Below are 19,807 nucleotides of genomic sequence, written 5' to 3'. Positions count from 1 at the left end.
ACAATAAGCGTACAAGTATAATTCAAATGAAGTGGATTTACTAACAATAGAATACTACAACTCACTCATTCTCTGAGGTAAAAAATATAGTCCGTAGCAGGAGGATTTTCACCGTTTTGCCTGAGTAGCAGGGCCAGTTGTCCCCGGTGATACGCGCCGTGTAGCAGGAGGTGCTGCAAAATATCCCGTACAAAATTTCTGAAAGTTTGCCCTTTGGTATTCGTATAATCCGCTTCCATGCTTAACCGGCTCTCAGTCTCTGCGATACGCCTGATATCTTCCAGGTTATGTTCAGCCATAGCGAGCCAGCTTTCAGACGAAAGCTCATCCCAGGGACCTGGCGTTTTTTCTGTTCGAGACAATATCCTGTCCGTCCATATTCTCTCTGCCTGCAACATGTGCGAGGTGATGCGAGCTGCTCTTTGCGGGATATCAGGCATTTGAAGTAACTGCTCCATCAAGGCCTTATTAGCCTGATGATTGTACGTGAATGATTTAAGAAAATACTCCCGATCCATACCTTATCTTTCCCGCAATATAAGGGAATAATTACTGTCCGGATATGCTAAAAAGGTCAGATTATGATGCCAGAAGGGCTTGCCTGTATTGTGCGGGAGTATTGCCGAATCGCTGGCGAAAAGACTGGATAAAATGTGAAGAGTTCTCAAAGCCACAGGCATATGCTATTTCCTTTACAGAAAACCCTGTGGTGGCCAGCATGGTATACGCCTCCTGCAGTTTACGCCCCTGTATCCACTTACCTGGAGACTGGCCATACGCCTGCTCAAACTTCCTCTTGAAGGTACTCAGGCTACAATCAGATAAAAAGGCAAGCTGCTCAAGCGAGAGGTTGTCCTTAAAATGCATTTCCATGAGCTTCTCCAAATCACACACGGCAGGATCGTACAGACGACGAAACAGGGACTGAAAGCCCGGGGTAGCCTTGGACATAATAAGCAACTGAACGATCTCCTGTATTTTGATAGTGAGCATAGAAGAAAGGAAAGGCTCAGGCTCCTGAACCGGAAAGTACTGTCTCAGACTTTTCCCAAACTCATCAATCCGTAGATCCGGCCCTACCCTTACCATATCACATGTATCACCCACCGTACCGTTTACCACCGGAGGAGTAGTAATATGAGATAGATTCCGATGGGCAAATTCGTCATTAAAAAATATGAGAAAGCTTTCGTATGGCATTTCACCCTGGGGCTTTTCAGACATAAGGTACTGGCCCTTCTTTAGAAAAAACCCTTCGCCCGGAGGCACTGTATTATTGCCTGTGTGGTGGTACAGCATTTTTGAACCACTTCGTATCAGTACGATTAGGTGGCTGTCCAGTTTTACTTTGACTCTGTCAGCGGATCGCTGCTGAACGTAATGAACAACAGAAGCATTGCCATCGATTGTGGAAATACGTTCGGAATAATCAGCAAATAGAGTGGGCAAACTGGCTACTTGTCTTTGCATAAAACTGGAAATCTGATGCTTGCATCATAAGATACGCTTTTTAACACAAAATCCTATACGTAATTTTAGGCGTAAGACTAAGACATAATCACGTGCAGGCAGTATATTAAAGCAATACAAACACAAACAGACTTATGACGAAATGTTCAACTTTTTTATCTGCCTTGCTATGTATTTTTCTGTGCTATATAAATGATTCTCACGCCCAGGAGCGCAAAGCCCTGGTAGGAGGAACACTGGTAGATGGTTTTGGAGGCACGCCTATACAAAACAGCGTTATCTTAATTGAGGGAGAAAAGATTAAAGCTGTAGGCACCCAGGGATCACTTGAAATCCCCGGTGACGCCGAAATAATCAGCACCGAAGGGATGACCGTAATGCCAGGTCTGTGGGATATGCACGTACACCTTATGATCAATGGACATGCCACCTATAGCGAGTGGCACCCTACCTATCGGGACACATTTAAAGAAGTAATAATGCCTGCCTCAGCTAATCAGCTTCTTATGGCCGGTGTCACTTCTGCCCGTGACCTCGGGGCGCCTCTTGAGGAAATTATGAGTGTAAAAAACCGCATCAATAGCGGGGAAATACCCGGCCCCACCCTCTATGTTTCCGGTCCGTTCATACAGCACGCACCCTACCCCGGTACAGATGATTATCGCTGGGGAGTGAGCGGGGAAAAAGATGCCCGTGCGAAAGTAAAGAAGCTTGCCGATGCCGGAGTAGACTGCATCAAACTAATAGATCAGGATGAGATGACCCGAGAGGAGGTATTTGCTGTAGTGGATGAAGCTCATAAAAACGATCTGCCGGTAGTGGCCCACGCCCATCGCCCAAATGAAATACGCCTCGGACTTGAAGCCGGGGTAGATTGCTTTGAGCATACCGGCTTGTCTTCGGCACCTGCTTACCCTGATGATATCATGAAAATGCTGGCAGAAAGAACCGCCCAAATGAACAAAGGCCCGCTATTCTGGACCCCTACCGTAGAAGGACTCTATAATTATGAATATGTGCGCGATAACCCTGAAAAACTAGACAATGACTGCTGGAAGCTGGGATTACCCGACTCGATAGTAAACGACATTTATTCCTCCATCCAAAAGCCAGGTGAGCTCCCCTATTTTCAGCTTACACCTGTCAGAAAACCCACCCTCGAAAAAAAGGTCAATCAATTAAGAGAGGCAGGGGTTGTGCTTATGGTAGGCACAGATAGCGGAATCCCCATGAAGTTCCATTGCCAGAGCACCTGGAATGAGCTTGACGTTTGGGTAAACGAATTCGGATTTGACCCCCTGTACGCCATTAAAGCAGCCACCTACTGGCCCTCTGTAATGATGGGTGTGGACGATAAGTACGGCACCGTAACTGAAGGTAAATACGCAGATATAATTGCGGTAAAAGGAGACGCTGTCCGTTACATAAGCTTATTACAAAATGTAGAAATGGTGATGAAGCATGGCAAAAGGGTTAAATAAAGTGATACTTCATTCCTGCTAATTTTATAATCTAAGCCAGACAGAATGAAAAGAGGTACCCGGGTCAAACTGATACAAGCCGGCTTTGTCAGCCTTTTCTGGCTTGGTATAGCCCTTTTCAAGGTTATCTATGATTACCTTTTTATACAGGTTTCCGCGAAGCCTGACTATCAGTATGATCTGTCCACTGATGTATTTACCTCTATCCTGGTGGTGGCCCTCGCCGGTTTACTCGGAGCCACCACCATGGTTTTTATCCTTAAGGATATCTACAAAAACTTTCCTCTCTGGGTCACCCTGCTCATCAATGCCTTTACCATTACTTCCGTCATTATTATAGTATGCTTTCCTGCCTCCATGTTTTACTTTTCATACTCCAGGGGGCTACCCTTATGGAACGAGTTAGTCATAGAGAACTCATGGAGTTTCTACCTTAGACCGGACTTCCTTATTGTACTGCTAGTGTGGACAGTAGTTAGCATGCTCACGCTGGTCTTCCTTCAGGTTAATGACCGCTACGGCCACGGAAAACTACTGGACCTGCTCATGGGTAGGTATTACAGCCCCAAGCAGGAAGAGCGCATTTTTATGTTTCTTGATATGAAGTCCAGCACCACCATTGCTGAAACACTGGGAGACAAAAAGTACTTTACTTTACTCAATAGACTTTATGTAGACCTTAATGAGGTTATTCATGAATCGTATGGGGAAATTTACCAGTACGTAGGAGATGAGATAGTGATCACCTGGAAATTGAAATCAGGCATCAAAAAAGGCCGGTGTATTGATTGCTTTTTTACTGTTGACCAAATACTTGACCGCCTTTCAGAAGAGTATTTTACCTCTTACGGTCACAGGCCGGAATTTAAGGCGGCACTACATTGTGGCAAAGTCACTACCGGTGAAGTTGGAACGGTTAAGAAGGACATAATCTACACCGGGGATGTGCTCAACACCACCTCCCGAATACTTGAATGCTGCAATGGCTTTGATGCCAAGCTGATCGTTTCAGATGAGCTATTGAAGCTCATACAAACTCCTACACATTATACCGTTATAAGCCTGGGCGAATTTAAGTTCAGAGGGAAAAGAAAGGAAGTGCCTATAAGTACAGTGATGAACGCAAACTTGGAAGGTATAAAAGTAAGAACAGCGAAGGGGCTGATAAGAATAATATTAGCGCTAGAACGGGATAGGCTTACCATCACGAAAGAAACCGCCGCTAGGGCCTTCATCAGGCAATGTCGCCGCCCAAAGAACGCTTGAGGCGCCTTCCTCCACACTACGTGGTGCCGAACTGCCCCCCATATCTGTACGGACCCAGCCGGGACAGACGCTATTTACTAAAATACCTGAGCCTTGGAGGCCTGCCGCCAAATTTATCGTAAGTGCATTTAGTGCTGCTTTGGTTACGGAATAGGCAGGCGTATTACCCGCCATGCTTTTCATACTTCCTGACTCACTACTCACATTTACTATACGCCCCCAGCCCTGCTTTTCCATCATAGGAATCACTTTCCTGCATAAAGTCCATGGTCCCAAAAGATTGGTATGAATGGCATCATGTACTTGTCTCATATCTGCTGAGTGGGCCTTCTGCCAGGAGTCATAGAGGATTGCTGCATTGTTGATCAGTATATCAAGCCTGCCATAATCAGAGGCAATACTTTCGGCCGCCTGCTCTATACTGTCTTTATCCGCTACATCCATTAGTAAAAAATGAACATTACTGCGCTTCAGTTTGGCTACCGCTTCTTTTCCTTTTGTCTCATCGCGGCCGGATAGAAGGACAAAATATCCCTTATCGGCTAATTGTCTGCAAACTTCGAATCCAACACCACGGTTACCACCAGTAACCAATGCTACTTGCTTTTCCATTCTGTATCAATAATTAAAACCTCCCTAGTAAAAAAAGACTTTCCCTCCACTATTAAGTTTAGCCATCACACACTAATTTACACGCAACTCATTGATAATCAGATTTTTTTATTTATATTCAATAACACTAAACATACAGGTTTTTTTATTATACACAAATCAGAACTAACCGTCAACCAAACCGTCTCTAACGTTAGATTAACTACCCGGGTTTTAGATTAAATCGAAAAATCCGGGTAGTTTTCATTTCCCCCCACCTCATAAAACTGTTTGTTCATCAGCTAGTTAACTGGTAGTCCCTTAAGCAAACAGTATGAAAGACGAGCAACCTTCTTTAGCCTATTGGCACGTATGGACAGATGATGACGGAGTCAGTCATCAAAGCAAAGAATTTATATATGGGTTTGAAAAAGAAAGCATGGGAGGTGATGCCGCTGCCCAATGGAACAAGCATCTTATGGACAGCGCCATTCATGTAATGTTTGCCCAGTTACCTGTTGGCTGGGTGGGTGAATGGCATGAAAACCCGCAACCTCAATGGATTATTCCTCTTTCTGGAAAGTGGTTTGTAGAAACACAGGATGGAACCCGTGTTGAAATGGGTCCGGGCGACCTGTCACTAGGCGCGGATCAAAATACCCAACCAAATGAGCAAGGCCATAGAGGGCATAAGTCAGGAACCGTAGGTGATTCACCTGCCCGGCTTATGATAATCCAGCTCAAAGAAGATAAGTGGACCGGCATAAAGCCTGGTCAACTTTAGCCTGTCTTATTTTTTTAACGCAAAACAGACATACTAACCAATGGATCTTAAAATTAAAGATAGAATTGCCGTCATTACCGGTGGTGATTCAGGCATGGGACTTGCCACTGCGAAAATGCTGGCTGCAGAAGGTGCCAGAATCGTTCTCACTGATATTGATGAAGAAGAACTGCAACAAGCAGCAGATGAGGTTCGCAAATTAGCTTCAACCAGTGATCACGTAAAAACTTTCACAGCGGACCTGACCGATTATGAGGAAGTAAAATCCTTAGCGGCAAACGTTCGCAAAGCTTTTGGTCCCGCCCATATAGTGGCAAACTTTGCCGGAGCCCGTGGTGCGGCAGGCGATTTTCTGAATCTATCCGATAAGGATTGGATGGAAACCATCAATATTGACCTGATGGGGGCTGTAAGGGTGGCCAGAGCCTTTATCCCTCATATGCAGGAAAATGAATGGGGGCGTTTGATCTTTGTAGCATCAGAGAATGCTTTACAACCATATGAGGAAGAAAGTCCGTATAACGCCAGCAAAGCAGGGCTAATAAACCTGAGCAAATGCCTGAGCAGAGCCTACTCAAAAGATGGTCTGCTAATTAACACAGTATCTCCAGCCTACGTAAAGACACCCATGACCGATGCTATGATGGAGCAACTGGCCGAGGAAAGAAATAGCTCTGTGGAAGAGGCTGTAAACTGGTTCCTCGAAAATAAACGGCCTCACATTGAGGTTAAGCGTAGGGGTAAACCTGAGGAGGTAGCTGCCATGGTCGCCTTCTTATGCTCCGAACATGCCAGTTATATAAATGGTACTAATATACGCATTGACGGTGGGTCAGTAGAAACGGCCTTCGGCTAATTTCACCCTACCAAAATTAGTACTATAACACAAACAAATTTTGTATTTATCTGATTTTCATGTTTTTATAAAACATTAGCCAGCATATCCTTGTAGTAATTCTGTTTTATATTTGAATTAATTCAAATTGTATTTTTTCAACATATCGATAGTAATCGAGCAATTTTACTATACGATAAACTTACGATTGTAAAACAGAACTAATGGGGATATTCCCCTTACTGGAATTTTTTAACTGGTATGATTATGAAAAGAAATCAGATTGCCGCATGTATCGGTGCATTCGGATTTATGCTAACCGGCTCAGTTGCCATAGGCCAGACAATGCCGCAAACTCCTGACCAGCCTGATTATGCTGCATACGAAGATTGGGACACGGACGCGAATGAATCCATTGATAACGATGAGTTCTATAACGGAATCACCAACTCTAACAGAATGTCCGAGTGGGACAGTGATGCGGATGGCTCCCTGACCGATGCTGAACTTTACGAAGGATCACGTAATGCCTGGGACACCAACCAGGATGGTATGCTCGATGAAAATGAGTGGAACACTGGTATGGAAACGTATTTTGCAGGATACAGTGAGGACGCGTACGGAGCATTTAATGACTGGGATACTAACCAGGATGGAATATTGGATACTGGAGAATATAACCAGGGAATAGGTAACACAGGCTATTATGATGCCTGGGATGCCGATAGTGATAATATGATAAGTGACAGGGAGTTCAGCCAGGGACTTTATCGTAGTTATGATGCCGATGGCAGTGGCTATCTGGAATCAAGAGAATACGATAAATACAGAGGAACTAAAAGAGCCAGACCTCAAGGTTCTGAAGAGGATCCCGGTCCACCTAATGACGACTATTAATTTCAGCTAAGCTGAACCATTTACGAGCAGGCTGCTGAGGGCAGGCTGCTTTTTTTATTTCCTATGCTCTAAACGATAGCAACAAATTTTCATGCCATTTTATTTGATTGTAATATTGCGATTAAGCAATTAAACTATCTGGCATGAAGCGAAAAAGCCTTAATTTTTTAGATAGGTATCTTACCCTGTGGATATTTCTGGCAATGACGATAGGCGTACTCATCGGATACTTGTTTCCGTCCGCACCATCCACATTCCAGTCGTTCAGTAAAGGAGGCACCAATATACCGATTGCGATAGGCCTTATCCTTATGATGTATCCTCCCCTTGCAAAAGTTAAATACCGGATGCTACCGCAGGTCTTCCGTAATGTAAAGCTCTTAACCGTATCTTTCCTCCTGAATTGGATATTAGGCCCGGTATTGATGTTTGGATTAGCTTTAGTTTTTCTAAGTGGTTATCCGGATTATATGACCGGCCTCATACTAATAGGACTCGCCAGGTGCATTGCCATGGTTCTGGTGTGGAATGACCTTGCCGAAGGAAACAGCGAATATGGGGCTGGTCTTGTTGCGCTTAACAGCATTTTCCAGGTATTCGGATATAGCTTTTATGCATGGTTATTCATTACCGAATTACCACCACTTTTCGGACTGAAGGGAGGAATAATGGATATTTCTATTGCAACCATCGCGCATAGTGTAGCTATTTACCTGGGCATTCCTTTTTTGGCAGGCCTGATCAGCCGCCTTGTGCTTATCAGGACTAAAGGTGAAACATGGTATAAGGAGAAGTTTATTCCAGCCATATCCCCTATTACATTATGGGCTCTTCTCTTCACCATTGTAGTCATGTTCAGTCTTAAAGGTGAGCTCATAATCAGTATTCCCCTGGATGTGCTTCGTATTGCCACGCCCCTCTTCTTATACTTCATCATAATGTTCTTCCTGGGTTTTTTTCTGAGTAAATATACCGGCACTACATATGATAAGAATGCTGCAGTAGCTTTCACTGCAGCTGGGAATAATTTTGAGCTTGCCATTGCGGTAGCTATATCTGTATATGGAATAAACTCTGGGCAGGCGTTTGCAGGGGTGGTTGGGCCTCTCGTTGAGGTACCTGTGCTGATCTTACTAGTAAAAGTATCCTTTTGGTTGCGTAAAAGATATTACCTCAAACCTAAAAGCCACTCCAATAGGTAAATTTGAGCTGACAGGTATATTCCCCAGGACAGTAATCTGATAAATCGTAGATGTGAAAGTACTACAACCGGAAGGCTGAATTTTCAGAAATGAGCATAAAAAAAAGCAGCTCATTTCTGAACTGCTTTTCCTGTTTGTGAGCCCCCTGCCGGGATCGAACCAGCGACCTACTGATTACAAGTCAGTTGCTCTACCAGCTGAGCTAAGGAGGCAATAAGCTGAAGTTTTTCACTTCTTTCCCCGATTGGGATTGCAAATATAAGAACGGACTTTTAAAGTGCAAACGCCTTTGGAGAAAACTGTAAAAAAATTATTCAGCCTCTCTTAGCATCCTCAATTGCATCTTAAGTGCTTTCACCTCTTGCTGAGCACTTTGCACTTTATCTTCCATCTCCTGCTTCAGTTTATCCGCAGTACGGGACTGAGCAAAAAATTCCATGTTATTTTTCCAGAGACTAATATTGTTCTCCAATTCGCTAATCTGCCGGCGAATGGCATTCTCCCTCTTATGAATTTTCCTGCCCGCATTAGGCTGTCCCTTCATCTTTTGAATCTGGGCAGAGAGTCTGAGTTTTTCACGCTGTAATTCATCTGTATCAGTAGACTCAACATACTTATCTACTGCATCAGCGAATTTCTTCTGAATGCTTTTAATATTCTCCTTAGGGACAAAACCTATCTCAGCATACTCATGCACGAGTTCATTAAAGGCTTCCTTCGTATCACCATCTTCACCTGCCAGTGCATTGATCTTATCACATATGGCACGCTTAGCTTCAAGGTTTTCATAGTAGTCTTTCTCAGCTTCTTTTGCACGATTTCTCCTGTTTTCGAAGAATGTATCGCAGGCAGCCTTAAACTTATGATATACCTCGTCTCTCACTTTTTCAGGTACCGGGCCTATCTCCTTCCACTTACGCTGAAGCCCTTTCAGTTCGTTAGCTGTAGCATCCCAGTCATCACTATCTTTGATCTCTTCGGCACGGGCCACCAGCTCTTCCTTCTTTTTAAGGTTTTCCTCGCGTTGTCCTTCAAGTTTTTTAAAGAAGTGATTCTTATTACTAAAGAAGGTCTTAAACCCTGACCAGAAGTTTTTATTTATCTCTTTTGCTCTGTCACGGGGCAAGCCACCTACACTGTCCCACTTTTTCTGCAGAGCAAGGATCTCTTTAGTCTTGGCATTCCATTCGTTGATCCTGTCACTATCAAAAGTGGCAAATTCCTGCACCTCCGTACCCAGCTTTTCCTTCTCTCCCAGATTTTTGCCAAGGTCTTTTTTCAATTGTTCTACAAAAACCTTCCTCTTAGCATACACAGCATCAGATGCTCCCTTAAAGCGCTGCCAGACGGCTTCCTGCTCCTCCTTAGGTACAGGGCCTATGTGTTTGAACTCTTCGTGCAGTTCATTCAGCTCTTTTACAGCCTCTTTAATGCTTTCTTTCTGCAGTAAAGCTTCTGCTTTCGCACAAAGCTCCAATTTAGCAGTCAGGTTTTTACGACGGTCCAGTTCCTTCAGCTCATAATAGATGCTGCGATTATCGTAAAAGCGATCCATCAGAGCGTTATAATTCGCCCAAGTGGTTTTTACGTGCTGGCCGGGTATAGGGCCTATGGCCTTCCATTCCTGCTGAATATTTTTAATGACCTCCATGCTCGTGTTAGTCTCATCACTGTCCACGAGCTCACGAAGCTTTTCTATTAAATCTACCTTCTTTTGCAGGTTGGTATCCTTCTGCTTTTCCAGTGATTGATAATACTGATGTCGGCGATCCTTTAAAAGCTGAAATGAGGCCTCAAAGCGATTGTCATCATCATCCGGACGATAGTCGAAGTCAGCTTCATCACCACCTTCTTCCACAAACTTCTTCCTCGCCTCGTCTCTTTCATGATTATGAATATCATCATAAGCAGCCCGAACATCTTTCATCCGTCGGTCTATCTTACGCATATTCTGCTCATCACGCGCCAAGTTCTCCATCTCATTAGCCAGTTCAGCTTTACTGAATTTGCTATAGTCAACTTCTTCGTGATCTTCATCCTCCTCATCCGCATGATTCTCATCATCTGATTTATCACTGTCTCCGGCACTCTCCGGCGGGCTACCGGCACTGGCTTCCCCTTCAGTTTTCTTTACCTCGTCACCAGTAGATGCCAGACTCGCAGATGCTACGGACATATCCACCTTATCTTCTTCAGAGGGTGTTTCAGAAACATCGGGATTATTTTCACTGCCCTCTGTAGCAGCCTCTATTTCAGAAGAATGCATAGGCGGCATCTCGCTGCTTTTATCTGCCAAATCGGAAGTTTCATTGCTTTGGCTTTCTTCCTTTGAAGAGGGGGTTTCCTGCTTGATTTCGGTCTGAGACTGCTCTTCCTGTTTAGTATTTTTTTCAGGCTGCTCTTCGTTACTCTTTTCTGTGTTCATCATAAGGTGGTATGATTACCGGATACGTCTTAGGCAAATGTATAAAATTCTATCAATTCAGTCGCGGGTCTATAGGATAATTGGCAATTACCTTATATCTCCCACCCATTGACTGAAGTACGTCTTTCCACATATTTTCAGGATGCTCATCAAAAATCTGGTTGCCGGTAGCATTTTCACTCACAATCCAACTATTTTCCTTAAGCTCTCCTTCAAGTTGACCGGCAGACCAGCCGCTATAACCTATAAAGAACTTAAAATCACCTGCCTGAATCTCTCCTGTATTGATCATGCTCATTAACTGCTCAAAATTACCACCCCAATACAGATCATTGATGATATGAACGCTCCCTTCAAGGGTATCCCCCATTCTGTGGAGGAAATGTAAAGTATCCTGCTGAACAGGTCCTCCCACAAATAAAGGTTTATCAAACCCTGGCGCCTCTTCTATCACATCGTTGAAAGTGAGTACGCTCATTTTATTTAACACGAAACCGAAGGCCCCCTCATCGTTGTTTTCACAAAGCAATACGACTGTCCTTTCAAAATTAGGGTCAGGTAGAAATGGCTCTGAAATGAGCAGGCTGCCTTTTGCAGGTTTCGAAATGGACCGGTAACTGAAATAATCCATTAGTAGGCTTTTAAAAGTGTTCTGATAAGCTTAAAAAATGATATAGCAAGCTTCATACCTTCAGTATTGGCCAAACTAAATTTTAAGATAGTAATAATACTGTCTTTTAAAAAACATTGCATCCAGTGCCATGCCTCAAAAAAAATTTAGCCTATTATTGTCCTATTAACAGTATTATCAGTATTGAGTTAAGGCAAAAACGAAAATTTGCATGGATACCAGTAAAGATATAGCTTCCATACGTAAAGAATACACCAGACAAACACTGGAGATAGCCACAGTTTCTAATAATGCCATCGAGCAATTTAAAAAATGGTTTACCCAAGCCAGAAATGCTGATGTACCTGAGGTAAATGCTATGACGTTGGCTACGGTGTCAGAAAAAGGGCAGCCAGCCGCCAGGATTGTCCTGCTAAAGGATATCTCCGAGGGTGGCTTTGTATTTTATACTAACTATAACAGCCAAAAAGGAAAGGACCTAACACACAACCCTAAGGCTGCCTTGGTATTTTTCTGGCCCGAATTAGAAAGGCAAGTACGGATAGAGGGTACGGTTAAAAAGGTAGATGCTGAGACCTCTGCAGAATATTTTCACAGCCGGCCCCGTGGCAGTCAGATCGGAGCCTGGGTATCTCCTCAGAGTCAGCCCATCGAAAGCCGGGAAGTACTGGAAGAAAAAAATGAAGAGCTACAGGGAAAATATGAGGGAATGGAAGTACCTCGCCCGGCACACTGGGGGGGCTACAGGCTAATGCCTCTTCGTATTGAGTTCTGGCAGGGAAGACCAAGCCGCCTTCATGATAGAATATGTTATGACTGGCATGAAAACGGCTGGAACAAAACCCGACTGGCGCCTTGATAGCTATTATGTTAGCACAAACAGGTCACTGACACCTGGGGTACGATTCACCGTAAATCCTTCACCATAGGTGACTCCTATCTGATTACCATATTCCCTGGCTCTGGCTTCCAGAAAATCAATAAATTCAGGTCTGCTTATGTAAGTTTCCGGTTCCTCACTTTTAGGGTCGAAGAACTGACTCTCGTAAGCCCGGATACTATCCATCTTCACTTTCCAGTAGCCAGTTATATCCATAACGAAATCCGGCTTTATGTATAAGCTCTGTACATAATTGTATACGGCTTTAGGGCGCCAGGGCTGTTGCTCTTTATCGTCATCAGTAGTAGTGATCTTCCGCAACCCGCTCAAGAATACTGATTGTTGTAAAAGCTCTGCCGCCCTGCCATGATCTGGGTGTCTGTCATGAATAGCATTAGCAAGAATAATCTCCGGCTGGTATTTCCTAATGGCCTTGATTACGGCCATTTGGTGGTCCCGGTCATTTTGAAAAAAGCTATCCTGGAATCGAAGATTATCCCTTACAGCTAAGCCTAATATTTTGGCTGCCGCAGCAGCCTCCTGGTCCCGCAGGTCAGCAGACCCGCGTGTTCCCATTTCGCCCCTGGTAAGGTCTACGATGCCCACCTTTTTTCCTTTAGCCACGTGTGCGGCAATAGTGCCCGAACAAGACAATTCTGCATCATCAGGATGCGCTGCAAAAACAAGTATATCCAGCTTCATAATAAAAAAACGGAGGATAAATTATACCCTCCGTTATATTTTTAAGTAATGACCTATTACGAATTAGTTACTTCGGCAAGCTCCATTTCTTTGGCAGAGAGAAACCGTTCTGCGTCAAGGGCAGCCATACAGCCACTTCCGGCAGCTGTAACTGCCTGGCGATATATCTTATCCTGAGCATCGCCGCAGGCAAATACACCTTCAACGTTAGTTTTGCTGGTACCAGGCACTGTTCTCACATATCCGGCATCATCCATATCCAGATAATCTGTAAATATATCCGTATTCGGCTTATGCCCGATAGCTACGAAAAAGCCGCTGATAGGCAGCTCATACTTTTCGTTTGTTTTGTTGTTAAATACCCTTACACCGGTCACCTCATCCTCTCCAAGGATTTCATCTGTTTCACTGTTCCAGAGAATCTCGATGTTAGGTGTGTTTAATACCCTGCTCTGCATGATCTTAGATGCACGCATCTCATCTTTCCTAACGAGCATGTAAACCTTCTTACATATTTTACTCAGGTAGCTGGCTTCCTCACAAGCAGTATCACCACCTCCCACGATGGCTACGTCCTGCTGCCGGAAAAAGAACCCATCACAGACAGCACAAGCCGATACTCCTTTACCATTGAGCTTCTCCTCAGAAGGAATATTGAGCCATTTGGCCGAAGCACCTGTCGAAATGATCACAGCATTTGCCTCGATCACCAGGTTATCATCTATGGTTACTTTATGGGGGTATGAGGTAAAGTCTACACCCGTTGCCAATCCATGACGTATATCTGTCCCGAATCTTTCGGCCTGTTTCTGGAAATCCATCATCATTTGAGGCCCCATAACACCTTCGGGGTATCCAGGATAGTTCTCTACATCATTAGTTATAGTAAGCTGCCCACCTGGCTGCTGGCCTTGGTACAATATAGGTTTAAGTCCGGCCCTGGCAGCATATATAGCTGCCGTATATCCGGCAGGTCCCGACCCAATAATTAGTACATTTGCCTTCTCTGTCGTCATTCTATCCTATAAGTTTTTTAGCCTGACAAAAATACAAGGTATTACCAGACGAAAAAAGGTCTCATGAGGGAGACCTTTACAATTTCATCCTGAAATAATTACGTTTTAGCCAAGATAAGGTTTCAGGGCCTTACTGCGACTCGTATGCCTTAATCTTCTGATGGCTTTTTCCTTAATCTGACGAACACGTTCGCGAGTCAGATTGAATTTTTCGCCAATCTCTTCAAGGGTCATACTGTGTTCGCCATTCAAACCGAAATACAGAGTGATAACATCGGCCTCACGCTGAGTAAGGGTCGAAAGAGCACGCTGCACCTCCTTACGAAGTGAGTCATTCATCAACTCATTATCAGGCGTTTCTTCCGTATCATTTTCAAGTACGTCAAGAAGGCTATTCTCCTCTCCCTGTACAAACGGCGCATCCATAGATACGTGACGTCCGGAAATCTTCATGGTATCCACTACTTCATTAGTAGTGACATCAAGTACTTCCGCAAGTTCATCCGGGCTAGGCTCACGCTCATACTTTTGCTCCAGCTCAGAGAACGTCTTGCTGATCTTATTAAGTGAACCTACTCTATTTAATGGAAGACGAACAATTCTGGACTGCTCGGCCAGTGCCTGCAGAATTGACTGGCGGATCCACCAAACGGCGTAACTGATAAACTTAAATCCGCGGGTTTCGTCGAAACGCTGTGCAGCTTTGATCAAGCCAAGGTTACCTTCATTGATAAGGTCACCCAGAGATAGTCCCTGGTTTTGATATTGCTTCGCTACGGACACCACAAATCGCAAATTCGCTTTCGTAAGTTTTTCCAGGGCCATTTGGTCCCCTTCACGAATTCTTTTAGCAAGCGAAACCTCTTCATCAGGAGTAAGCAGGTCAACCTTGCCTATCTCCTGCAGATACTTATCGAGGGACTGGCTTTCCCTGTTAGTAATTTGCTTGCTAATCTTGAGCTGTCTCATTCAGTATGGTTTTAAATTCTTATTGTCCCGGTAAATACCCAAAAGAAACATTGAGTGATCTGCTTAAAGTTCCTCAATGTTTCCGAATCATTAAATATGAAAAACAGATTCAAGCGATGCCGGAATTATAGGGCACCGCTTAAATAGCTGATGATCAAGAGCGTGGATTACGCTCAGGACGAGGTAATAAAACTTTACGTGAAAGACGGAATTTACCGGTCTTCTTATCAATCTCAAGAAGTTTCACCTTTACTTCTTCTCCTACTTCCATTACGCCATCCATGTTCTCCAGACGCTCCCATTTTATCTCACTGATATGGAGAAGTCCTTCCTTACCAGGCATGAATTCAATAAAGGCGCCGAAAGGCATGATATTCTTCACAATACCGTCGTATACCTCCCCTACCTCAGGAAGTGCCACGATGTTTTTCACCCGTCTCACAGCATCTTCCATGTTTTCCTTATTGGTAGCAAAGATGGTAACGTATCCGGCATTATTTTTCTCTTCGATGACCACAGTAGTCTCAGTCTCCTTTTGGATTTCCTGAACGATCTTACCACCTGGCCCGATCACCGCACCGATCATATCTTTGTCGATCTTCAGAGTCTGAGATCTTGGTGCATTAGGTTTGAGGTCTTCACGAGACTCGGAAATGGTCTTACTCATTTCTCCCAGAATGTGTAGACGGCCACGCTTTGCCTGCTCGAGTGCTTCTTTCATCACATCAGGTGAAAGACCATCTACTTTAATGTCCATCTGGCAAGCTGTAAGCCCCTGCTGAGTACCGGTCACTTTAAAGTCCATATCACCGAGGTGGTCCTCATCACCCAGAATATCAGAAAGTATAGCATACTTTCCTGTTTCAGGGTCAGAGATCATACCCATAGCGATACCGGATACAGCAGCCTTGATAGGAATACCGGCATCCATAAGGGCCAGAGAACCGGCACATACAGTAGCCATGGAAGATGAACCGTTAGATTCAAGGATATCTGATACTACGCGAATAGTATATGGATTGTCCTCATCCGCAGGGATCATATTTTTCAGGGCACGAAGAGCCAGGTTACCGTGACCTACTTCACGACGGGCAGGGCCTCTGTTTGGCTTAACCTCACCTGTACTGAAAGCAGGGAAGTTATAGTGAAGAAGGAATTTATTACTTCCTGTCACCATAGCACTGTCGATCATCTGCTCATCAAGCTTGGTACCCAGTGTTACTGTGGTCAGGGATTGAGTTTCACCACGGGTAAAGACGGCAGAGCCGTGTGCTGTAGGAAGATAGTCTACCTCACTCCAGATATGGCGTACCTGATCGAGCTCACGACCGTCCAGGCGTTTACGCTCATTAAGTACGAGGTCACGGCTTGCTTTCTTCTGAATGCTATGAAAATACCTTCCAACCATATCAAGATCCAACTCATGATCTTCAGGCAGGCTTTCTATATACGACTCTTTAATTTCTTTAAAGGTCTTGCTACGCTCACTCTTGTCAGCAATCTGCTTCTGAGCGACTTCATAATAGCGATCGTAGAACTGATCAAACAACTGTTGCTTAAGCGCATCGTCGTTATTTTCATGATCGTAGGTGCGCTTCTCCGTTTTACCAACTTCCTCTACCAACTCTGTCTGTGCTTTGCACAGGTCTTTGATAGCCTCGTGTCCTACAAGAATTGCCTCAAGCATTTCTTCTTCTGACACTTCTTTCATTTCACCCTCGACCATGGTGATATTATCATAGGTAGCACCGATCATCAGATCAAGTGTGGCCTCAGTAAGCTGCTCACGGGTAGGGTTAACTACCATTTGACCATCAATTTGAGCTACACGTACCTCGGCGATCGGACCCTGGAATGGCAGGTCGGACACGGAAATAGCAGCCGAAGCCGCCAGTGCAGCGAGGGCATCAGGAAGCGCCTCGTTGTCAGCAGAAATCAGGGATATCATTACCTGAACGTCTGCATGGTAGTCATCCGGAAAAAGAGGGCGGATGGCTCTGTCAACCAGGCGGCTGACAAGAATTTCGTAATCGGATAGTCTTCCTTCACGCTTGAGGAAACCACCGGGGATTCTACCGGCAGAAGCAAACTTCTCCTGGTAGTCTACGGAAAGGGGGAGAAAATCGACACCTTCTCTAGCGTCCTGAGAGCCTACAACGGTAGCCAGAATCATCGTATCGCCCATGCGTACCACCACGGAACCGTCGGCCTGCTTTGCCAGCTTTCCGGTTTCGATACTGATCTCACGGCCATCTTTTAGTGTGATGACTTTCTTTATCTCCTTAGGTTGCATATAATTTTTTTCTGTACGTAAAATGTTAATTTGGCTGATGCTGTCGGACCAAAAAATAAAAATTGGGCTGGGGCGGGAAAGTAAAAGAGGGAACTCCTAGAGAATCCCCTCTTACTACATATGTTATTTTCTAAGATTCAGGTCGGCAAGTACTGCACGATATCTTTCGATATCCATGTCGTGCAGATAGTTTAGAAGCTTTCTTCTTTTACCTACAAGCTTCAGCAGACCAAGACGGGTAGAGTAGTCTTTTTTGTTAGACTTAAGGTGCTCGGTCAGGTGATTAATTCGATAAGTGAACAGTGCAATCTGCGACTCTGCAGACCCTGTATCACTCTTCGATTTTGACCGACCATGATTCTCAAAAAGTTCCTGTTTCTTATCTTTTGATAAATACATGACTAGCTAAATCAATTAAAATTTTTAAAACTAACTGCAAAGGTACACAGCCAGCTACAAGTTTCCAACTATGAACCGCTCATTTCCTTCTGTTTTTCTTTGAAGGTTTTTTCTCCAAGCTTCCTTCTAAACCTTTCGAAGATAACGCGGTACATATCCGAATCAAATACTCGGCTGTCGTTTCGTGCCTGTTTGAGGAAGAACAAGCCTATTGGTGCTAAAACTACATTTGCAACCCACACGGCAATGAAAGGATCCATTAGCCCTTCTTTACCCTGCTTCTCCATAGTCATGGTGAGCACATAATAAATAATGAAGAATACAATAGAGATAATAACAGGGACGCCAAGGCCACCTCTTTTGATAATGGCACCCAGAGGAGCACCAATAAGGAACATAACAAGACAGGCAAGTGCCTGAGAGAGCTTTTTATTTTTCTCTATCGTATGTTTTCTAATTTCCTTTTCGCGCGTTTCGATCTGACTCGTTTGTACGGTAATGTTATTTTTCACGAATCGCACCTGGTTCATCGCCTGCCTTACCATCCTTTTCTTAAATGAAAGCACAGAAAAACTACTGTCCACCTTATCAATAATACTGGAGTCGGGTGACTCTATAGCAGCATACCTCTCCTCGTATTTAGCCTCATTTTCTTTTCTTTTAAAGAATCGCTCCTGAACCCGTGTACGGGTCTCTAGCCGTCCGAGCTCTTCCTCATCAGATCTTTGCAAAGAGGCTACTTTCTGTTTTGCCAATTTGGCTGAATCTGTAACCGTTACACCAGATACATTACCAGTATCTTTAGGCAGCGTACCGTTGGCTAAGCTATCTTCATTACCAGCGGAGTCGGCTTCGGCTGTATTTACAGAATCAATATTTTTTCCTCCTCCATACTTTCTTTGATAGTAGTTGGGGTCAGCCATACGGTTAACTTCCTGTAAGCTATCTCTTTCTACCTGGATAAGGCTATCCGCGATACGACGCATTTCACGCCTTACTCTCACTTTCTCAAAGACCCCATCCGGAGTATCTATCTTATTTACCGTAAGATAACTAAAGAATCCTCCTGCAGAACCTATCACTTCAAACTCCGATTCAATTACATCCAGCCGCATACTATCCACATCTTCCATCAATTGAGACGTATTTTTCATATACCGGTGGGTGGCGAACAGGTTTTCATCGGTTCTGTCCAGCATAAAAGACTCGAGACTTAAAGTCATTTCGAACCTGTTAAACTCATTGCGTACCATCTGGTCGATAAGGTCTACCCTACCCGGTCGGTTTTTATCTATCTCCTGGTAAAAATTCCCATCAAATAGTTCTAGCTTCAGAAAGCGCTCGTTATTGACAGTATACATTTTTCCACTGTCGGCAATAATCACTTCTTTATTACCTGTGGATCTGGAATGATCGTAAATAATCAGGTCTTTGAGAGTCTTACCGTCGCTGAGCTTTTCGTTAACCTTTATGCTGTAGCCCGGTATTCCGTTATAAAACGCTCCTTCTTTAATATCAAGGCTGGGTTTCTTTTTGCGTATATCATGCAGCAGACTATAGGCTTTAAGGTTTGCTTTAGTAACCAGGTAATTGTTGTTGAGATAGGCAAAACCGGAAAGAAAGAGAACCAGGAAAAAAATTGGTTGAAGGGCTCTTGTTAGGCTAATTCCTGCACTTTTAATGGCGGTAAGTTCAAAATGCTCCCCCAGGTTACCAAAAGTCATAAGGCTGGAAAGCAAAATGGCCAGGGGCAGCGCAATTGGCGTCATGTTAATGCTGAAATAAGCAATTAATTCAGCAAACACAGTAAAGCCTAAATCCTTGCCCACGAACTCATCGAAGTATTTTATCATATGCTGTGTAAGCAATATGAATACGACAATTACGAAGGTCAGGAAAAATGGCCCTAAGAAGGAACCGATAATAAGTTTATCGACTTTTTTCATGAAGGATCTACCTGATTTCT

At 44.1% G+C, this 19,807-nt stretch carries 18 protein-coding genes and 1 tRNA gene; 7 read left to right on the top strand and 12 right to left on the bottom strand.

Annotation, left to right across the window (positions count from 1 at the left end):
- Nucleotides 1-65: 65 nt before the first annotated feature.
- A complete protein-coding gene (locus tag AB9P05_RS18470; RefSeq protein WP_371910316.1) occupies nt 66-458 on the bottom strand; it encodes a DinB family protein in 393 nt (130 codons plus the stop codon).
- Nucleotides 459-579: 121 nt separating this feature from the next.
- Nucleotides 580-1,470 carry a helix-turn-helix domain-containing protein gene (locus AB9P05_RS18465; protein ID WP_371910315.1) on the bottom strand — a complete coding sequence of 297 codons (891 nt, stop codon included), beginning with the start codon at nt 1,468-1,470 and terminating at the stop codon, nt 580-582.
- 134 nt (nt 1,471-1,604) lie between these two features.
- Here AB9P05_RS18465 and AB9P05_RS18460 point away from each other — a divergent pair, with 134 nt between their 5' ends.
- Both AB9P05_RS18460 and AB9P05_RS18455 read left to right on the top strand, forming a co-directional pair.
- A complete protein-coding gene (locus AB9P05_RS18460; protein WP_371910314.1) occupies nt 1,605-2,951 on the top strand; it encodes an amidohydrolase family protein in 1,347 nt (448 codons plus the stop codon).
- Nucleotides 2,952-2,996: 45 nt separating this feature from the next.
- A complete protein-coding gene (locus AB9P05_RS18455) occupies nt 2,997-4,217 on the top strand; it encodes an adenylate/guanylate cyclase domain-containing protein (RefSeq protein WP_371910313.1) in 1,221 nt (406 codons plus the stop codon).
- Here the strand turns inward: AB9P05_RS18455 and AB9P05_RS18450 are convergent.
- Nucleotides 4,134-4,829, bottom strand: coding sequence for an SDR family oxidoreductase (locus tag AB9P05_RS18450; protein ID WP_371910312.1), 696 nt, complete (start codon nt 4,827-4,829; stop codon nt 4,134-4,136). The genes AB9P05_RS18455 and AB9P05_RS18450 overlap by 84 nt on opposite strands.
- 313 nt (nt 4,830-5,142) lie before the next feature.
- Here AB9P05_RS18450 and AB9P05_RS18445 point away from each other — a divergent pair, with 313 nt between their 5' ends.
- From AB9P05_RS18445 to arsB, 4 genes are all read left to right on the top strand, one after another.
- The gene (locus tag AB9P05_RS18445; RefSeq protein WP_371910311.1) at nt 5,143-5,592 is read left to right on the top strand and encodes a hypothetical protein; all 450 of its coding nucleotides are present in this window, start codon (nt 5,143-5,145) and stop codon (nt 5,590-5,592) included.
- A gap of 40 nt (nt 5,593-5,632) precedes the next feature.
- Complete coding sequence (locus AB9P05_RS18440; protein WP_371910310.1) at nt 5,633-6,448, top strand: SDR family NAD(P)-dependent oxidoreductase; 816 nt, start codon at nt 5,633-5,635, stop codon at nt 6,446-6,448.
- A gap of 246 nt (nt 6,449-6,694) precedes the next feature.
- Nucleotides 6,695-7,324, top strand: coding sequence for a hypothetical protein (locus AB9P05_RS18435; protein ID WP_371910309.1), 630 nt, complete (start codon nt 6,695-6,697; stop codon nt 7,322-7,324).
- Between the two features lie 143 nt (nt 7,325-7,467).
- A complete protein-coding gene (arsB, locus tag AB9P05_RS18430) occupies nt 7,468-8,526 on the top strand; it encodes an ACR3 family arsenite efflux transporter (protein WP_371910308.1) in 1,059 nt (352 codons plus the stop codon).
- Nucleotides 8,527-8,665: 139 nt separating this feature from the next.
- Here arsB and AB9P05_RS18425 read toward each other — a convergent pair.
- From AB9P05_RS18425 to AB9P05_RS18415, 3 genes are all read right to left on the bottom strand, one after another.
- Nucleotides 8,666-8,738 (bottom strand) — tRNA-Thr (locus tag AB9P05_RS18425).
- Between the two features lie 98 nt (nt 8,739-8,836).
- Nucleotides 8,837-10,954, bottom strand: coding sequence for a DUF349 domain-containing protein (locus tag AB9P05_RS18420; RefSeq protein WP_371910307.1), 2,118 nt, complete (start codon nt 10,952-10,954; stop codon nt 8,837-8,839).
- Nucleotides 10,955-11,003: 49 nt separating this feature from the next.
- On the bottom strand, nt 11,004-11,582 hold the full coding sequence (locus AB9P05_RS18415) for a YqgE/AlgH family protein (protein ID WP_371910306.1): 579 nt from the start codon (nt 11,580-11,582) through the stop codon (nt 11,004-11,006).
- A 211-nt stretch (nt 11,583-11,793) separates the two neighbouring features.
- Between AB9P05_RS18415 and pdxH the strand changes: the two genes are divergently transcribed.
- On the top strand, nt 11,794-12,441 hold the full coding sequence (gene pdxH, locus AB9P05_RS18410) for a pyridoxamine 5'-phosphate oxidase (RefSeq protein WP_371910305.1): 648 nt from the start codon (nt 11,794-11,796) through the stop codon (nt 12,439-12,441).
- Between the two features lie 6 nt (nt 12,442-12,447).
- On the opposite strand, the gene bshB1 is transcribed toward pdxH, so the two are convergent.
- The 6 genes from bshB1 to AB9P05_RS18380 form a co-directional block, all read right to left on the bottom strand.
- On the bottom strand, nt 12,448-13,164 hold the full coding sequence (gene bshB1, locus AB9P05_RS18405; protein ID WP_371910304.1) for a bacillithiol biosynthesis deacetylase BshB1: 717 nt from the start codon (nt 13,162-13,164) through the stop codon (nt 12,448-12,450).
- A gap of 56 nt (nt 13,165-13,220) precedes the next feature.
- A complete protein-coding gene (trxB, locus tag AB9P05_RS18400; RefSeq protein ID WP_371910303.1) occupies nt 13,221-14,180 on the bottom strand; it encodes a thioredoxin-disulfide reductase in 960 nt (319 codons plus the stop codon).
- A gap of 105 nt (nt 14,181-14,285) precedes the next feature.
- Nucleotides 14,286-15,149 (bottom strand): RNA polymerase sigma factor RpoD/SigA, encoded by an 864-nt coding sequence (locus AB9P05_RS18395; protein ID WP_371910302.1) that lies wholly within the window; start codon nt 15,147-15,149, stop codon nt 14,286-14,288.
- A 154-nt stretch (nt 15,150-15,303) separates the two neighbouring features.
- Nucleotides 15,304-17,442: a polyribonucleotide nucleotidyltransferase gene (gene pnp / locus AB9P05_RS18390; protein WP_371910301.1), complete on the bottom strand. Its 2,139-nt coding sequence runs from the start codon at nt 17,440-17,442 to the stop codon at nt 15,304-15,306.
- Nucleotides 17,443-17,565: 123 nt separating this feature from the next.
- A complete protein-coding gene (gene rpsO, locus AB9P05_RS18385) occupies nt 17,566-17,841 on the bottom strand; it encodes a 30S ribosomal protein S15 (RefSeq protein ID WP_371910300.1) in 276 nt (91 codons plus the stop codon).
- Nucleotides 17,842-17,909: 68 nt separating this feature from the next.
- Nucleotides 17,910-19,787, bottom strand: a complete 1,878-nt coding sequence (locus AB9P05_RS18380) for an LptF/LptG family permease (protein WP_371910299.1) — start codon at nt 19,785-19,787, stop codon at nt 17,910-17,912.
- Nucleotides 19,788-19,807: the final 20 nt, after the last annotated feature.

Source organism: Roseivirga sp. BDSF3-8 (assembly GCF_041449215.1).
GTDB lineage: Bacteria > Bacteroidota > Bacteroidia > Cytophagales > Cyclobacteriaceae > JBGNFV01.
The sequence above is the reverse complement of the archived record's forward strand: the minus strand, read 5'-3'. Positions and strand labels throughout refer to the sequence as shown.

Coding starts and splice junctions, on each gene's coding strand:
- trxB (WP_371910303.1), bottom strand. CDS start 14,180: ATGACGACAGAGAAGGCAAATGTACTAATTATTGGGTCGGGACCTGCC.
- AB9P05_RS18420 (WP_371910307.1), bottom strand. CDS start 10,954: ATGATGAACACAGAAAAGAGTAACGAAGAGCAGCCTGAAAAAAATACT.
- pdxH (WP_371910305.1), top strand. CDS start 11,794: ATGGATACCAGTAAAGATATAGCTTCCATACGTAAAGAATACACCAGA.
- AB9P05_RS18380 (WP_371910299.1), bottom strand. CDS start 19,787: ATGAAAAAAGTCGATAAACTTATTATCGGTTCCTTCTTAGGGCCATTT.
- AB9P05_RS18465 (WP_371910315.1), bottom strand. CDS start 1,470: ATGCAAAGACAAGTAGCCAGTTTGCCCACTCTATTTGCTGATTATTCC.
- AB9P05_RS18460 (WP_371910314.1), top strand. CDS start 1,605: ATGACGAAATGTTCAACTTTTTTATCTGCCTTGCTATGTATTTTTCTG.
- AB9P05_RS18395 (WP_371910302.1), bottom strand. CDS start 15,149: ATGAGACAGCTCAAGATTAGCAAGCAAATTACTAACAGGGAAAGCCAG.
- AB9P05_RS18470 (WP_371910316.1), bottom strand. CDS start 458: ATGGAGCAGTTACTTCAAATGCCTGATATCCCGCAAAGAGCAGCTCGC.
- arsB (WP_371910308.1), top strand. CDS start 7,468: ATGAAGCGAAAAAGCCTTAATTTTTTAGATAGGTATCTTACCCTGTGG.
- bshB1 (WP_371910304.1), bottom strand. CDS start 13,164: ATGAAGCTGGATATACTTGTTTTTGCAGCGCATCCTGATGATGCAGAA.
- AB9P05_RS18435 (WP_371910309.1), top strand. CDS start 6,695: ATGAAAAGAAATCAGATTGCCGCATGTATCGGTGCATTCGGATTTATG.
- AB9P05_RS18450 (WP_371910312.1), bottom strand. CDS start 4,829: ATGGAAAAGCAAGTAGCATTGGTTACTGGTGGTAACCGTGGTGTTGGA.
- AB9P05_RS18455 (WP_371910313.1), top strand. CDS start 2,997: ATGAAAAGAGGTACCCGGGTCAAACTGATACAAGCCGGCTTTGTCAGC.
- pnp (WP_371910301.1), bottom strand. CDS start 17,442: ATGCAACCTAAGGAGATAAAGAAAGTCATCACACTAAAAGATGGCCGT.
- AB9P05_RS18440 (WP_371910310.1), top strand. CDS start 5,633: ATGGATCTTAAAATTAAAGATAGAATTGCCGTCATTACCGGTGGTGAT.
- AB9P05_RS18445 (WP_371910311.1), top strand. CDS start 5,143: ATGAAAGACGAGCAACCTTCTTTAGCCTATTGGCACGTATGGACAGAT.
- AB9P05_RS18415 (WP_371910306.1), bottom strand. CDS start 11,582: ATGGATTATTTCAGTTACCGGTCCATTTCGAAACCTGCAAAAGGCAGC.
- rpsO (WP_371910300.1), bottom strand. CDS start 17,841: ATGTATTTATCAAAAGATAAGAAACAGGAACTTTTTGAGAATCATGGT.